This is a genomic window from Caulobacter sp. FG121 (assembly GCF_057809815.1).
Genome location: NZ_JBMDKR010000001.1, coordinates 38,036 through 52,954 on the forward strand (window position 1 = coordinate 38,036; position 14,919 = coordinate 52,954).

Here is a 14,919-nt window from a genome sequence, read left to right on the forward strand (position 1 = left end):
GTCAGGCGGTCTCGCCGGCCAGCCGGCGGGCCGCCTTGTCGTGGCCGATCAGCGGCAGCAGCGGGCCCATCTCCGGACCGTGGTCCAGGCCGGTCAACGCGCGCCGCAACGGCGCGAACAGGCCGCGCCCCTTGGCGCCGGTCCTTTCCTTCACCGCCGAGGTCCAGGCGCTCCAGCTGTCGCCATCCAGCATCGCCGGCAGAAGCTCGGCGCCCGCCGCGACGACCGCGCGGTCCTCCTCGGCGATCAGGGGATCGACTGCTCCGCTGACGACACGCACCCAGTTCGACACGCCCGAGAACAGACCCAGGTTCGACCGGATCGCCAGCCAGAAGGGCTCGCCCAGATCCGCGCCGAGATCGGCCAGACGGGGCTGGGCCTCCGCGTAGCTCATGGCGTGCAGAACGGCGGCGTTGAGGCGCGAGAGGTCGGCCTGGTCGTAGCGGCCCGGATGGCGGGCCATCTTGCCGAAGGTAAAGGCCGCCGCCAGGGCGTCGATGCTCTCCGACGCCTCGAGGGGATCGGACGTCCCGATGCGCGCAAGGTGCGAGACGATCGCCAGCGGCTCGAAGCCGCCCTCGCGCAACTCCATGATCGACAGCGAGCCGAGGCGCTTGGACAGCCCCTCGCCGTCCGCCCCGACCAGCAGCGTGGTGTGGGCGAACTGGGGCGATTTCGCACCAAGCGCCTCGAATATCTCGATCTGCGCGCCTGTGTTGGTGACGTGATCCTCGCCGCGGATCACGTAGGTGATGGCCATGTCGATGTCATCGACCACCGACGGCAGGGTGTAGAGGAAGGCTCCGTCTTCGCGGATCAGCACGGGGTCCGACATCGAGGCGGTGTCGACCTCGCAGTCGCCACGGGCAAGATCGGTCCACTTCACCCGCTTGCCTTCGAGCCGGAAGCGCCAGTGCGGCCGACGGCCCTCGGCCTCCAGCGCCGCGCGCTCGGCCTCGGTCAGCTTGAGCGCCGCGCGGTCATAGACCGGCGGCTGGCCCCGAGAGAGCTGCACCTTGCGGCGGCGGTCGAGTTCCTCGCCGGTCTCGTAGCAGGGGTACAGACGGCCGGCCGCCTTCAGGCGTTCCATGGCCTCGCGGTACAGCGGAAAGCGCGCGGACTGCTTGTGCTTCTCGTCCCAGACCATGCCGAGCCAGGCGAGATCGGTCTCGATGCCGTCCTCATACTCCTGCGTCGAGCGCTCCAGATCGGTGTCGTCGATGCGCAGCACGAACTGTCCGCCCTGCGAGCGGGCGAACAGCCAGTTGATCAGGCCAGTGCGAATGTTGCCGACATGCAGCCGCCCGGTGGGCGACGGCGCGAAACGGACCCTGACGGTCATGGGAGGTCGTCCTTCTCAGAGCCGGGCTAGGTCGGCTTTGGGAGGCCGGAAGTCAAGATGAGAGGGCTTTGTCGATGAACCGTTGGTCCTCGTCATAGACCCAGCATTCGGCCAGCTGGTCATCTTCGACACGGTAAACCAGCACCCGCTCTACCTCGCGGGTCTCGTCGGCGGCGGTGATGGACTCGCGGGCGATGATCACGGCGCGGCGAGCGTCGGCCATGACGCTGTCGACGGCGACCAGCTTGCGGTCGGTAAGCCGGGTGAAGGCCATCAGCGCCTCGACCGCGGCGGCCTTGCCACTTTTGGTCCCGGCGAAGGGGTTGTCACCGAACCAGTGCAGAATGAAGGTGTCGCTGTAAGTGGCCAGCATGGCTGGAAAATCACCCGCAACCCAGGCGTCTGCGTAGCGCTGCGCCGGAGCGAGGTTGGCCGCGCGGGCCTGATCCGGATTTTTGGCCATGCTATGCCTCCGCCGCCTGCCCAGGTGCGGAGTGTCTTCGCCCGGCCATACGGCGTTCAATTACTCCGCCGGTAAAACGGCCCGTCAGCATTGGCGGGATCGGGGGACATGCACCTTCGGTACATGTCCCCTTTCGATCAGTCGTCCCGATGGACCCGTTCGCGGCGCTCGTGCCGTTCCTGGGCCTCGACGCTCATGGTCGCCACAGGACGGGCTTCGAGCCGTGCGAGACCGATGGGTTCCCCCGTCTCCTCGCAGTAGCCGTAAGAGCCGTCCTCGATGCGACGCAGGGCTTCGTCGATCTTCGAGATGAGTTTCCGTTGCCGGTCGCGGGTACGGAGTTCCAGAGCACGATCAGTCTCCGACGTGGCGCGATCGGCCAGGTCGGGATGGTTCTCTGTTTCCTTCTGGAGGTGGTTGACCGTTTCGCGAGATTCGCGAAGGATCTCATCCTTCCAGGCCAGCAACTTTTGTTTGAAGTACTCGAGCTGACGCTCGTTCATGAACTCCTCATCGTCCGAAGGACGATAAGTCGTTTGTTCCGCCAGAACCGTAGCCGTCGTCATTGACGTCTCACGCCCCCATTACGCCATGCTCACAAGAGCCGGGCCTTATAACAAAAGCGCCGCAACGATCAATGAAGCTCGCGTTCGGCGGGCGTTCATGCCGCAACCTTCGCCTGTTCGAGCTTCGCCATCTCCACCGCAGCGCGGGTTTCGATCTCATTCAGGACCCCTTCAAGGCCGGCATCGTCCGTGGCCATCCGCTCCTCGCGGACCGCTCGCGCCAGGCGTTCCAGATCGCGGGCCGAGACCTCGCCGTCGATCAGGGCGACCCTGACCTCGTCGAGCACGTCGAGAATACGTCCGGCGCGGCCCATAGCCCGACGACGGCGCTCCAGCGGACCGCCGACATCCTGCAGGGCCAACAGAGCGTCCAGCGAGCCGATCCCGCCCACACCGACACTCCGCGCGACGTCCGACGCCGCGCTGGCCGATGTCGTGGACGGCAGCGCGAAGGCGCCCTGCCCGCCCGACGGACGCGCCGCACCCTTGGCGCTTCCAAGTGATCCGACCGAACTGGATCCCGTGACTTTCATGGAGGCGATACGCCGCTCCGAACCGTGAATTGACCCCGAATGTCGGCCCGCTTGCTTGCGGCATGGTTAATGCCGGGCAATTTCTGCCGCCGACCGGATGGCCACCCTTTGTGGAGCCGCCAACACATTGAATTCACACATCTAATTCGTGGCGCGCTTCTCGCATGTATGCGCGGGTAGTAGCGGCGTCACGACGGGAACGACATGCGTCCTTCGATTGCAGGCAGTCTGGTGCTGGTTCTGGCCCTTCTGATGGCCGGGCCGAGCTTCGCCAAGTCGCGCATCAAGGACGTCGTATCGTTCGAGGGCGTTCGGGAAAACCAGCTGACCGGCTATGGCCTGGTGGTCGGCCTCAACGGCACCGGCGACAACCTGCGCAACGCCCCCATGACCCGCCAGAGCCTCGAAGCGATGTTCGAGCGGCTCGGGGTCAACGTCCGTGACACCAACCTCAACACCAAGAACGTGGCCGTGGTCATGGTCACCGCCAAGCTGCCGCCGTTCGCCGCGTCCGGTTCGGCCATCGACGTGACGGTGTCCGCCGCTGGTGACGCCAAGAGCCTTCAGGGCGGGACGCTGCTGGTGACCTCGCTGCTGGGCGCCGATGGCAATGTCTATGCCGTGGCCCAGGGCACCGTGCAGACCGGATCGGTCTCCGCCTCCGGCGCCTCGGGCAGCTCGATCAGCAAGGGCGTCCCCACGGCCGGCCGGATCGCGGGCGGGGCGACCATCGAGCGCGAGACCGGCTTCCAGATGGCCCAGATGGGCGAGATGCGCATGACCCTGCGCAACCCCGACTTCACCACCGCCCAGCGGATCGCAACAGCGATCAACGGCCGGTTCCCCGGAACCGCGGTGGCCGACAATCCGACGATCGTCACGCTCCGGCCGCCCGCCGGCCAGGGCATGGTGGGCTTCATGACCGCCGTCGAGACGCTCGAGATCGAGCCCGACGCCCCGGCCAAGGTGATCATCGATGAAAACAGCGGCGTCATCGTCATGGGCGACTCGGTGCGCATCTCCACCGTCGCCATCGCACAGGGCAACCTGACCATCTCCGTCCAGGAAACGCCGCAGGTCAGCCAGCCCCAGCCCCTCAGCCGGGGCGGCGAGACGGTCGTCACCAGCCAGTCCGCCGTCTCTGTCGATGAGGAGCGCGGCCGCCAGCTGCTGACGTTGAAGAGCGGAGCCTCGCTGTCGAACCTGGTCGCCGGGCTCAACGCCCTGGGCGTCACGCCCCGCGACATGATTTCCATCCTGCAGGCCATCAAGGCCGCCGGCGCCCTGCAAGCCGACATCGAGGTGATGTGATGACCGCTCCCGTGGCCGTTTCGCCCGACATCCTGATGGCCCAGGCCCAGCCCCAGGCCGCCTCGACGGCCGATCTGGCGCGTCGCCACAAGATCGCCGACGCCGCCCAGAAGTTCGAGGCCTCGTTCCTGTCCTCGATGCTCAAGCCGATGTTCGATGGTCTCTCGACCGAAGCGCCCTTCGGCGGCGGCGAGGGCGAGGCGATGTTCAAGTCCTTCATGACCGACGCCATCGCCAAACAGACCGCCAAGCGTGGCGGACTGGGCGTGGGCGACCTCGTGCAGCGCGAAATGCTCAAACTCCAAGGTCTCAGCTAGAAAGACGAACCCATGGCTCTCGACGCCCGCGACGCGGCTGACCGTGTCGACCAATTGATCTCGCTGACCGACCGGCTGACCGCCCTGATGGCGCAGCAGTGCCTCGCCTTTGAACAGCGTCGTCCGCAGGACGCCGCCGCCCAGATGGAAGAGCTGTCGAAGCTGGCGAACATCTATCGCCATGAGTCGGCGCGGGTGCGTCAGACGCCGGCGATGATCGAAGACGCGCCGCTGGATCAGCGCATGCGGCTGATGCAGGCGACCGAGGCGTTCGACGCCGTGCTGGCGCGTCAGGGCCGCGCGCTCGAGGCCGCCCGCACGGTCACCGAGGGCCTGGTGCGCGCCATCGCCGAAGAGTTCGCCTCGCAGCGCGACACAGGCGCCGGCTATGGCCCCGGCGCTGTCGGCAAGAGCGGCGACGCCCGCGCCATCACGCTGAACAAGAGCGCCTGATTGACCTGAATCAGAGACGGGGTCCCGGCCCCGCTCTCTGCTGGCCACCATGCCGGCCCCTCTTCCCTCGCTCCGCGACTCTGATCCTGACGAGACCTTCCTCGCCGAGGTGCGCCGGTTTCTCGCCGAAGCCCTGACGCCCGATCTGCGCGAAGCGGGTCGCCGTACGCTGGGCGTCCATAGCGACATCGACGCCTGCCGGATCTGGCATCAGCGCCTGCACCGCCGCGGCTGGATCGCGCCTGGCTGGCCGGTCGCTGAAGGGGGAACCGGCTGGACGCCGCGCGAGCGATTCCTGTTCGATCGCGAATGCGCTCTCAACGACGCCCCGGTGCTGTTCGCGGGCGGGATCCGCAGCCTGGGTCCGTTGATCATCGAGATGGGCACGCCGATGCAGAAGGCGCGCTATCTGCCCGCCATTCTGTCCGGAGACGACCTCTGGGCGCAGGGGTTCTCCGAGCCGGGCGCGGGTTCTGATCTCGCCCGGGTGGCGACGAAGGCCGAACGCGCCGGCGAACGGTACGTCATCAACGGCTCCAAGATCTGGACCACCGGCGCCCACCTGTCGAACCGGATGTTCGCGCTCGTGCGCACGTCGACCGAGGACAGGCCGCAGAAAGGCCTGACCTTCCTGCTGATCGACATGGCGACGCCCGGCCTGACGGTCTCCCCGATCATCACCATCGACGGCGAGCACGAGCTGAACGCCGTGTTCTTCGACCAGGTCAGCGTGCCCGTCGCCAACCGGATCGGCGAGGAGGGTCAGGGCTGGGCCGTGGCCAAGCGGCTGATGCTGCTGGCCAGGTCCAACAACACCCCGGCCGCCCTCGTGCGGCGGGTCTATCAGCGCGCGCGGGCCGCCGCGCTGGCGACTGGCGAACTCGAGCCCGGCCTGATGTCGCGTCTCGTGAGCGCCGAGATCGAACTGACCGCCTTTGAACAGGCCGAGCTCAACCTGCTGCCCGGCGGGCGGCTGCGCGACGGCGACAACACCAGTTCCTCGGTGCTCAAACTGATCGGCAGCGAGCTGCACCAGCGGGTCGCGGAACTGGCCATGGAGATCACCGGGACGGCCCGGGGGATCGCGCTGGACCCGTTCCGGGACGAGACCGGCCGGCTGGCGGACGGCGCGCGGACCACGGCCAAGCATTTCGCTACCCGGGCGGCGAGCATCTATTCGGGATCGAGCGAAACCCAGCGCAACGTGATCGCCGGCGTGCTTCTGCCGAGGGGCTAGGACGTCAGCGCAACGGGGAATTCGGTGACAGTTTGCGAATTCGTCAGGCGCAGTCGTTGCCCAACCCCCGGATCGTGAATTCGTAAGCTGTCACCGAATTCTAGAGCGCCAGCGGAACGGTGCGGTCGGTGGCGGCGATGAAGGTCGGCGTCCGGATGACGGGCCGCTCGGCCTGCAGCCGCGCTTCGATCCACGCCCAGAGCGCCGTGATCTCGCTGGCGGCGGAACTGGAGGGCTCCATGTCCTGCGCCGTCGAGCCGCCGGCCACGCTGCGCTGGTAGGCGACGCGCGTGCGCAGGCCGATCGGGGCCACCGGGAAGCCCAGCGCGCGCAGGGCCGAGACAGCTTCCATCAGCACCGGCGCCTCGATCGACTGCTGACGGTGCGGGGCCTGGTTGAGCACGAAGGCCACCGGCCGGTGGAAGCGCGCGGCCAGGGCCGCCGAGTCGGCGACGGCGCGGATGTCGAAGAAGTTGGGACGGGCGACCACCAGGCAGAGATCGGCGCAGCGAACCGCCTGTTCGACCTCCTCCTCGACCGACGGGCCGGTGTCGACGATCAGCAGGTCCACGCCGGCGCGGGCGGCCTCCTGCTGGCGGGCGAACAGCGCCCCCGGCTTGACGGCCTCGACGACAGGCTGGGTCTGCTGGCGCATGCGGCGCCATTCGACGGCCGAGTGCTGCCGGTCGGTGTCGGCCAGCAGCGTGACATAGCCGGACGCGTGCGCGGCGGCCGCCAGGTGCACGGCCAGGGTGGTTTTCCCGGTCCCGCCTTTGCGGGCAATGATGGCGAGAGTTTTCAACGCCTGTCCCCGAACGAAACGCTCAGGGCCGTTCCCAGCAGGAACCGTGCCCGCAGCGCCTGGCCCAACCTCACCCCGTCGGCTGGGCGACCGCGTTGCTGAACAGGGCCCCAAGCTGTTCGCCCGCCTCAAGCAAGGGCGCCGGCGCGCGATGCAGCCGCGCGCGGATCAGGCTGCCCTGCAGCAGACCGATAGCCGCCCCGGCCAGTCGGTCCGCCTCCCCGTCCGCGACCCCGTCGGCGCGCAGCTTGCCGGCGATCACGGCCTCCCAGCTCGCGAAGGCTTCCAGTCCCGCCTGTCGCAGGGCCTCGTCCTCGGCGGCCGTCTCCAGCAATACCGTGGTGATCGGGCAGCCGTCGCGCCATCCGCTCTGTTCCATCCAGCCGGCCAGCCGGCGGACGTACTCCCGTACCAGCGACGGCGCATCGGGGCTCTCTGTCGCGATCTGCACCAGCGTGCGCTCGACCAGCCCGCCGGCGAAACGCACGGCCGCCTCGCCGATCTGCGCCTTGCCCTGCGGGAAGTAGTGATAGAGCGAACCCTTCGGCGCGCGGCTGCGGGCGACGATGTCGTTCAGGCCCGTGGCCGCGTAGCCGCGACGCCGAAACAGGGTCGCGGCGGCCTGGATGATGGCCTGACGGTGTTTGGGCTGGGCTGCCATGAGAATATATATAGACTGGTCTACATCAATAGAAAGTTGATGGCCATGTCCGTTCCCGAGGGCTTCACGCCCCACTACCGCCAGAGCCCACTGACAGCGCCGTGGGAGCCGCTCTACAGCCGGACCACGGACGAGGCGGTGATCATCGGCCTGCGGGCGGGCGAGGCCCACTGCAACAGCCGGGGGCTGGTGCACGGCGGGCTGATCTCGGCCCTCGCCGACAACGCCATGGGCCTTTCGGCCGGGCTGGGCCTCAACGCCGCCGGCGGGCTGGTGACCGTCTCGCTGGCCGTGGACTTCCTCGGCGCGGCGAAGCCCGGCCAGTGGCTGGAGTTCACCACGGCCTTTGCGAAGCGCGGAAAGACCCTCTGCTTCGCCCACCTGTTCGTCACCGCCGACGGCGAGATCGTGGCCCGGGCCAACGCCACCTTCCGCGTCATCGGCTGAGCTCAGCCCAGCGTCACCTCGCGGTCTATGCCAATGGCCTCAAGGAAGTCCGGGTCATGGCTGACCACCAGCAACGCCCCGTCGTAGCCGGCCAGCGCCGCCTCGACCGCCTCGATCGACTGCAGGTCCAGATGGTTGGTGGGCTCGTCGAGAATCAGCAGCTGCGGCGGCTCCGGCGAGGACAGAACGCAGGCCAGCGCCGCCCGCAGCCGCTCCCCGCCGCTCAGCGAGCCGACCGTCTGGTGCGCCGCCGTATTGCGGAACAGGAACCGGGCCAGGGCGGCCTGGGCGTCGTTGACACTGGCGGCGGGATTGAGCCGTCGGAACGCCTGCAGGATCGTCTCCTCGTCGCGCAGCACGGCCGCCTGCTGGTCGAGCAGCACCGACCGGGCGCCGCGAACGATCCGCCCGGCCGTGGGGACGAGTTCCCCGGCCGCCAGCCGGATCAGGGTGGTCTTGCCGGAGCCGTTGGGGCCCGTCACCGCGACGCGCTCCGGCCCGACGAGGCTCAGCGACAGGTCCGACAGGATCGGCGCGGCGCCATAGCCGAACGCCACGGCCTCGAAGACCAGCACGGTCTTGCCCGCGGCTAGCCCGGAGGACGGCAGGGCGAAGGCCAGGGCCCGCGCCTGCTCGACCCGTGACCGGGCCTCCGTCAACGCCTCGGCGGCCGTGTCGCGCTGGCGTTCGGCGAGGCGCTCGCCCCGTGCGCCGCTGTTCTCCGCGCGCTCGGCCATGGCGCCCAGCAGGATCTTCGGGGCCGAGCCCGAGGCCGCGTACCGGCGGCCGCCGGCGTCGCGGCGGTCCTTGCGTTCCCGCGCCTGCTGGACATCACGTTCGATGCGGCCGGCCTCGCGTTCGGCGTCGCCCAGCGCCCGTTCGGCCGCCGCCCGCTCCTCGGCCTTACGCTCGAGATAGAGGTCGTAGTTCCCGCCATAGACCCGCGCGCCCAGGCTTGAGAGCTCGACGATGCGGTCCATCTCGCGCAGCAGCGACCGGTCGTGGCTGACCACCACCGCCCCGCCCCGCCAGCGCCGCAGGAACCCGACGAGGAAGCCCCTCGCCTCGGCGTCGAGGTTGTTGGTCGGCTCGTCGAGCAGGATGGCGTCCGGCTCGCTGACCAGCAGCGCCGCCAGGGCCAGCCGCGTCAGCTGGCCGCCGCTCAGGCTGTCCGCCGGCCGGTCATGGGCCAGCCCCGGCAGGCCGACTTCGATCAGGGCGTCATCGATGCGCACCGGCAGCCCCCAGTCGGCCTCGGCGAAGTCCTCGTCGTCGCCGGTCCCGGCCTCGACGCGATCCAGGCGCGCGAGGCCCTCTTTAGCCCCCAGCAGGTCGGCGACCGTTGCGCCGGGCGGCGGCGCCAGCGTCTGGCGCAGCAGCGTGGACTTGCCCACGCCGTTGCGGCCGACAAGGCCGGTGCGCTCCCGCCCGAAGGCGAGGCTGAGATTGTCGAAGAGGACGCGGCCGTCAGGCGTGGCGGCGGAGACAGCGTCCAGAACGAGGCTGGTGGAATTCCGGGGAGACATGGGCGCTCACGGGCAGGGACAGGGAAACGGCGAAGCGGTTTTCCATGCTGCGATCCACGAGAGCCTCCGTTGGCGACCGGCCCGGCGCCGGATCCCCGATATAGGCCATCGCCGGCGCGGCGCAAAGACGCGGCCGGTGGCCAGCGGCGCAGCGGAGGATTATCTGACGGCCATGAGCGATCCCCTCGCCTTCCAGGCCACGGCCTATTCGCCGGAAGAGGCCCGCGCCCGCCGCGCCGACGCCGTGGCGCGCGCCAAGGCGGCCACCGGCATCGACGAGGCGCTGATCTCCGACCTGGTCGAGGCCTTCTACCAGCGGGTCCGGGCCGATCCGCTGCTGGGCCCCGTGTTCGCCGGGCGGATCACCGACTGGGGTCCGCATCTGGCGCAGATGAAGCTGTTCTGGGGTTCGGTGGCGCTGGCCACCGGCGCCTATCAGGGCCGGCCGATGCCCAGGCACATGCGGCTGCCGGTCGACGCGCGCCACTTCGACCGCTGGCTGGCCCTGTTCGAGGAAACCGCCTACTCGCTCTGCACCCCCCTGGCCGCCGAGCATTTCATCGTCCGCGCCCGCAACATCGCCGAGAGCCTCGAACTGGGCGTGGCCAACGCAAGCGGCGTGATGCTGGGTATCGGCGAGCGGTTCGTGCGGCCGGACTGAAAGTCCGCAAGAACCGGGTCGCGGCCGGCCTCGCGCCTGACCAGACTGGAACGCCTCAACACAGGAGTTCCCCATGTCCTTCGTCGTCACCGGCCTGTCGCCCGAACCCTTTGCCCCGCTGTTCGACCTCGATGAGGCCGCTCTCGCCGCGCGCGGCGGCCGTCGGGTGGTCGCCGACAGCAAGCCCGGCTTCCCCTGCCGCATCACCCTGGAGGACGCCGAGCCTGGCGAGACCCTGCTGCTGCTCAATCACGAGCACCAGGAGGCCAACAGCCCCTACCGCGCCTGCCACGCCATCTATGTCCGGCAGGGCGCTACCGCGGCGGCGCGGGTGACGGACGCCATGCCGCCGGCGCTCCAGACCCGTCTGCTGGCGATCCGCGCCTTCGACGACGCGGGCATGATGATCGACGCCGAGATCGTCGAGGGCGCGCAGGCCGAGCCGCTGATCGAGCGTTTCCTCGCCGATTCTCGCGCGGCCTATCTGCACGCCCACAACGCCCGTCGCGGATGCTTCGCGGCGCGCATCGACCGGGTCTGATGACAGGGTGGTGTCAGCAGGATCGGCCCCTGCTGACATCATGCCGCCGCGTTCCCACAATGTTCTTGTGCAATCGGCGAGTCTGCGCACTACATACAGGCGTTGCGCCGCGCCCGAGGGGGCGGCTTCCAGCCTTCCTCCCGGTGACCATGGCCGACCAGCAGAACTTCATCCGCGTGCGCGGAGCCCGCGAGCACAATCTCAAGAACGTCAGCGTCGATATTCCGCGCGGCGAACTGGTGGTGATCACCGGCCTGTCGGGCTCGGGCAAGTCGTCGCTCGCGTTTGACACGATCTACGCCGAGGGCCAGCGGCGCTACGTCGAGAGCCTGTCGGCCTACGCGCGCCAGTTCCTCGAGCTGATGAGCAAGCCGGACGTCGACCTGATCGAGGGGCTGTCGCCGGCCATCTCGATCGAGCAGAAAACCACCAGCCGCAACCCGCGCTCGACCGTGGGCACGGTGACCGAGATCCACGACTACATGCGTCTGTTGTGGGCGCGGGTCGGGGTGCCCTATTCGCCGGCCACCGGCCTGCCGATCGAGAGCCAGACCGTCAGCCAGATGGTCGACAAGCTGACGGTCCTGCCCGAGGGCGAGCGGCTGTATCTGCTCGCGCCCGTCGTGCGCGGCCGCAAGGGTGAGTACAGGAAGGAGATCGCCGAGTGGCGCAAGCTCGGCTTCCAGCGGCTGAAGATCGACGGCGTGCTCTATCCGATCGAGGACGCGCCGGAGCTGGACAAGAAGTTCAAGCACGACATCGACGTGGTCGTGGACCGGCTGGTGACCAAGAACGGCCTTGAGCAGCGCTACGCCGACAGCATCGAACAGGCCCTGCGGCTGGCCGACGGCATCGCCGTGGCCGAGTGGGCCGACGCCGAGATTGAAGGCGGTGAGCCTCGCCGCATCATCTTCTCCGAAAAGTTCGCCTGCCCGGTCAGCGGCTTCACCATCAGCGAGATCGAGCCGCGGCTGTTCTCGTTCAACAACCCGTTCGGCGCCTGCCCGACCTGTGACGGCCTGGGGGCCAAGCTGGCGTTCGACGCCGACCTGGTGGTGCCGGACAAGGACAAGACCCTGCACAAGGGCGCGGTGTCGCCCTGGGCCAAGGGCCCCTCGCCGCTCTACACCCAGACCCTGCAGGCGCTGGCCCGACACTACAGCTTTTCGATGGACGCGCCCTGGCACAGCCTGTCAGCCGAGGCGCAGAAGGTCGTGCTGTACGGCACCGGGACCGAGAAGATTCACTTCGTCTACGATGACAACGCCCGCAAGTACGAGGTCAACAAGCCCTTCGAGGGCGTGTTGCCGAACCTCGAGCGGCGCTGGCGGGAGACGGACTCGGCCTGGGTTCGCGAGGAGCTCGGCCGCTACCAGTCCGACACGCCCTGCGATGTCTGCGACGGCGCGCGCCTCAAGCCCGAAGCCCTGGCGGTCAAGATCGGCCAGCGCAACATCGCCGAGGTCAGCACCCTGGCCATCCGCCAGGCCAAGGCCTGGTTCGAGGCGCTCGAAGGCCAGCTGAGCGACAAGCAGATGGAGATCGCCCGGCGGATCCTGAAGGAGATCAACGATCGCCTGCGCTTCCTCGTCGACGTCGGCCTGGACTACCTCAACCTGTCGCGCGGCTCGGGCACCCTGTCCGGTGGCGAGAGCCAGCGCATCCGGCTGGCCAGCCAGATCGGCAGTGGCCTGACCGGCGTGCTCTACGTGCTGGACGAGCCGTCGATCGGCCTTCACCAGCGCGACAACACCCGCCTGTTGCAGTCGTTGCGCGGCCTGCGCGACCTCGGCAACTCGGTGCTGGTGGTCGAGCATGACGAGGAGGCCATCCTCACCGCCGACTATGTCATCGACATGGGCCCGGCCGCCGGCGTGCACGGCGGCGAGATCATCGCCGAGGGCAAACCTGCCGACATCATGGCCAATCCAAAGAGCGTCACCGGCCAGTACCTGACCGGCACGCGCGAGATCGCCGTGCCCGAGCAGCGCCGGCCGATCTCGAAGAAGCATGTGCTGCGCGTCGTCGGCGCGACCGGCAACAACCTCAAGAGCGTCACCGGCGAGATTCCGGTCGGCACCTTCACCTGCATCACCGGGGTCAGCGGCGGCGGCAAGTCGACCTTCACCATCGAGACCCTCTACAAGGCCGCCGCGCGCCGGCTGAACAACGCCAGCGAGGCCCCGGCCCCCTACGAGAAGATCGAGGGGCTGGAGAACTTCGACAAGGTCATCGACATCGACCAGAGCCCGATCGGCCGCACGCCGCGGTCGAACCCGGCGACCTACACCGGCGCCTTCCAGCCGATCCGCGACTGGTTCAGCCAGCTGCCGGAGAGCAAGGCGCGCGGCTATGGCCCGGGCCGGTTCAGCTTCAACGTCAAGGGCGGCCGCTGCGAGGCCTGTCAGGGCGACGGCCTGATCAAGATCGAGATGCACTTCCTGCCCGACGTCTACGTCACCTGCGACGTCTGCAAGGGCAAGCGCTACAACCGCGAGACCCTCGAGATCCTGTTCAAGGGCAAGTCGATCGCCGACATCCTCGACATGACCGTCGAGGAGGCCGCCGACTTCTTCAAGGTCGTGCCGCCGGTGCGCGACAAGATGGAGACCCTGAAGAGGGTCGGCCTGGGCTACGTCCACGTCGGCCAGCAGGCGACGACGCTGTCGGGCGGCGAGGCCCAGCGGGTCAAGCTATCGAAGGAACTGAGCAAGCGGGCCACCGGGCGCACCCTCTACATTCTCGACGAGCCGACCACCGGCCTGCATTTCGAGGACACGAAGAAGTTGCTCGAGGTGCTCCACGAGTTGGTCGACCAGGGCAACACCGTGGTGGTCATCGAGCACAATCTGGATGTGGTGAAGACGGCCGACTGGATCGTCGACTTCGGCCCCGAGGGCGGCGACGGCGGCGGCGAGATCGTCGGCGTCGGCACGCCCGAGAAGGTCGCCGGCATCGAGGGCAGCTGGACCGGTCGTTACCTGGCCGAGGTGCTCAAACGCCACCGCGACCGGGCCGGCGAGAAGCGCAGGCGGGCCTGATCGCCCGCCCGCGCCTTACTCATCAGGCGGGTGCGCCGCCGCCGGTCAGGCTGCGGTAAATCTCCGGTGCCGGACACATCATGATCAAGAGGAGGAACGGCGCGGGAATGGCCGCGACCAGTTCGTAGATCAGGAAGGTCGGGGTGAAGAAGGTCTTCAGCGACGTGAAATCCGGCGAGAAGATCGTGCCCATCGCGCTGAACCCGCCACCGATCAGGACCATCACCAGCATCAGGATGGCGAACACCGCCGCGTAGGTGATCACCATCAGGATGAACGCCAGGATGTAGGCGCCGAGCATCGGCCAGAATTTGCCCCGGGTCAGGGCCCAGGATCCAAACACGTTGATCTTGCCCGTAGCGAAGGTCTGCGCGCTGGCCAGTGAAAGACGCACAAGCAGCACAATCATGAAGCCGAACAACGCGAGCCCGCCGACGATCCCGGCCAGCGGCGCGAAAGCCTTGCCGACCATGGCGGCGACGGCCACCAGCGCGACGACCCCGATGACTCCCGCGATATAGACACCGAGAAAGACCAGAAACGTCAGGATCATCAGGGCGATCTGGCGCAGTTCGTCGGCGCCGAGCGCGAAATAGGCCATTCGCTTGTCCGACGGACGAAGCATCATCCGGTTCACCGCACCGTACAGAACCCCGTAGTAGAGCAGCACGAGCGGCAGCAGGACCGCATACATCTTCATCAGCGGCTTCATGGCCGCCCACATGGCCCGGGGATCCGATTCCGCAGTCGCGCTCATGGTGGTCATTTGCGTCAGACTCGGACCGGCCATGGAGATCATGCCGGCCGACATGACGAAGGAAATGATCGCCAGAATCGGTATCCAGACGAGCACCGTCCGGAAGTGTTCGCGGCCCGCGCGGAACCCGCTGAAGGCCACCTCTGAAGCCGAAAACATCCCTGCATCCCCCTCGCCCGGTGATCCCTGACCACCGCTCCGTCGCTCAGGGGAGCATCGTCCGTTTGCCGTGGCAAGGGTCATGACAGGCGTCATACGGCG

Annotated in this window: 16 protein-coding genes; 8 read left to right on the forward strand and 8 right to left on the reverse strand. The window is 68.3% G+C overall.

Annotated elements, in window-relative coordinates; genetic code table 11:
- Window position 1 precedes the first annotated feature (1 nt).
- The 4 genes from gltX to fliX form a co-directional block, all read right to left on the reverse strand.
- Window positions 2–1,342, reverse strand: coding sequence for a glutamate--tRNA ligase (gene gltX / locus ACODSL_RS00190; RefSeq protein WP_488898607.1), 1,341 nt, complete (start codon window positions 1,340–1,342; stop codon window positions 2–4).
- A 52-nt stretch (window positions 1,343–1,394) separates the two neighbouring features.
- Window positions 1,395–1,805, reverse strand: coding sequence for a nuclear transport factor 2 family protein (locus ACODSL_RS00195; protein ID WP_488898608.1), 411 nt, complete (start codon window positions 1,803–1,805; stop codon window positions 1,395–1,397).
- A gap of 137 nt (window positions 1,806–1,942) precedes the next feature.
- A complete protein-coding gene (dksA, locus tag ACODSL_RS00200) occupies window positions 1,943–2,371 on the reverse strand; it encodes an RNA polymerase-binding protein DksA (protein WP_488898609.1) in 429 nt (142 codons plus the stop codon).
- 95 nt (window positions 2,372–2,466) lie between these two features.
- Window positions 2,467–2,904, reverse strand: coding sequence for a flagellar assembly regulator FliX (gene fliX, locus ACODSL_RS00205; protein WP_488898610.1), 438 nt, complete (start codon window positions 2,902–2,904; stop codon window positions 2,467–2,469).
- Between the two features lie 204 nt (window positions 2,905–3,108).
- Here fliX and ACODSL_RS00210 point away from each other — a divergent pair, with 204 nt between their 5' ends.
- From ACODSL_RS00210 to ACODSL_RS00225, 4 genes are read left to right on the forward strand one after another with little or no spacing between them, the layout of a single operon-like run.
- Complete coding sequence (locus tag ACODSL_RS00210; protein ID WP_488898611.1) at window positions 3,109–4,215, forward strand: flagellar basal body P-ring protein FlgI; 1,107 nt, start codon at window positions 3,109–3,111, stop codon at window positions 4,213–4,215.
- A complete protein-coding gene (locus ACODSL_RS00215; protein ID WP_488898612.1) occupies window positions 4,215–4,532 on the forward strand; it encodes a rod-binding protein in 318 nt (105 codons plus the stop codon). Before ACODSL_RS00210 ends, ACODSL_RS00215 begins: the two co-directional genes overlap by 1 nt.
- 12 nt (window positions 4,533–4,544) lie before the next feature.
- Window positions 4,545–4,985, forward strand: a complete 441-nt coding sequence (locus ACODSL_RS00220; protein ID WP_488898613.1) for a flagellar basal body protein — start codon at window positions 4,545–4,547, stop codon at window positions 4,983–4,985.
- A 49-nt stretch (window positions 4,986–5,034) separates the two neighbouring features.
- Complete coding sequence (locus tag ACODSL_RS00225) at window positions 5,035–6,222, forward strand: acyl-CoA dehydrogenase family protein (protein WP_488898614.1); 1,188 nt, start codon at window positions 5,035–5,037, stop codon at window positions 6,220–6,222.
- 100 nt (window positions 6,223–6,322) lie between these two features.
- On the opposite strand, the gene ACODSL_RS00230 is transcribed toward ACODSL_RS00225, so the two are convergent.
- Window positions 6,323–7,024, reverse strand: a complete 702-nt coding sequence (locus ACODSL_RS00230; RefSeq protein ID WP_488898615.1) for an AAA family ATPase — start codon at window positions 7,022–7,024, stop codon at window positions 6,323–6,325.
- A gap of 70 nt (window positions 7,025–7,094) precedes the next feature.
- Window positions 7,095–7,685 carry a TetR/AcrR family transcriptional regulator gene (locus ACODSL_RS00235; protein ID WP_488898616.1) on the reverse strand — a complete coding sequence of 197 codons (591 nt, stop codon included), beginning with the start codon at window positions 7,683–7,685 and terminating at the stop codon, window positions 7,095–7,097.
- A 39-nt stretch (window positions 7,686–7,724) separates the two neighbouring features.
- On the opposite strand from ACODSL_RS00235, the gene ACODSL_RS00240 reads away from it, so the two are divergent.
- Complete coding sequence (locus tag ACODSL_RS00240; protein ID WP_488898617.1) at window positions 7,725–8,132, forward strand: PaaI family thioesterase; 408 nt, start codon at window positions 7,725–7,727, stop codon at window positions 8,130–8,132.
- A 2-nt stretch (window positions 8,133–8,134) separates the two neighbouring features.
- Here ACODSL_RS00240 and ACODSL_RS00245 read toward each other — a convergent pair whose 3' ends face one another.
- Window positions 8,135–9,658, reverse strand: coding sequence for an ABC-F family ATP-binding cassette domain-containing protein (locus ACODSL_RS00245; RefSeq protein ID WP_488898618.1), 1,524 nt, complete (start codon window positions 9,656–9,658; stop codon window positions 8,135–8,137).
- A 172-nt stretch (window positions 9,659–9,830) separates the two neighbouring features.
- On the opposite strand from ACODSL_RS00245, the gene ACODSL_RS00250 reads away from it, so the two are divergent.
- From ACODSL_RS00250 to uvrA, 3 genes are all read left to right on the forward strand, one after another.
- Window positions 9,831–10,319, forward strand: a complete 489-nt coding sequence (locus ACODSL_RS00250; RefSeq protein ID WP_488898619.1) for a group III truncated hemoglobin — start codon at window positions 9,831–9,833, stop codon at window positions 10,317–10,319.
- 73 nt (window positions 10,320–10,392) lie between these two features.
- Window positions 10,393–10,860, forward strand: a complete 468-nt coding sequence (locus ACODSL_RS00255; RefSeq protein ID WP_488898620.1) for a DUF1203 domain-containing protein — start codon at window positions 10,393–10,395, stop codon at window positions 10,858–10,860.
- A gap of 149 nt (window positions 10,861–11,009) precedes the next feature.
- Window positions 11,010–13,901: an excinuclease ABC subunit UvrA gene (gene uvrA, locus ACODSL_RS00260; protein WP_488899709.1), complete on the forward strand. Its 2,892-nt coding sequence runs from the start codon at window positions 11,010–11,012 to the stop codon at window positions 13,899–13,901.
- Between the two features lie 22 nt (window positions 13,902–13,923).
- Here uvrA and ACODSL_RS00265 read toward each other — a convergent pair whose 3' ends face one another.
- Window positions 13,924–14,817 (reverse strand): hypothetical protein, encoded by an 894-nt coding sequence (locus ACODSL_RS00265; protein WP_488898621.1) that lies wholly within the window; start codon window positions 14,815–14,817, stop codon window positions 13,924–13,926.
- Window positions 14,818–14,919 lie beyond the last annotated feature (102 nt).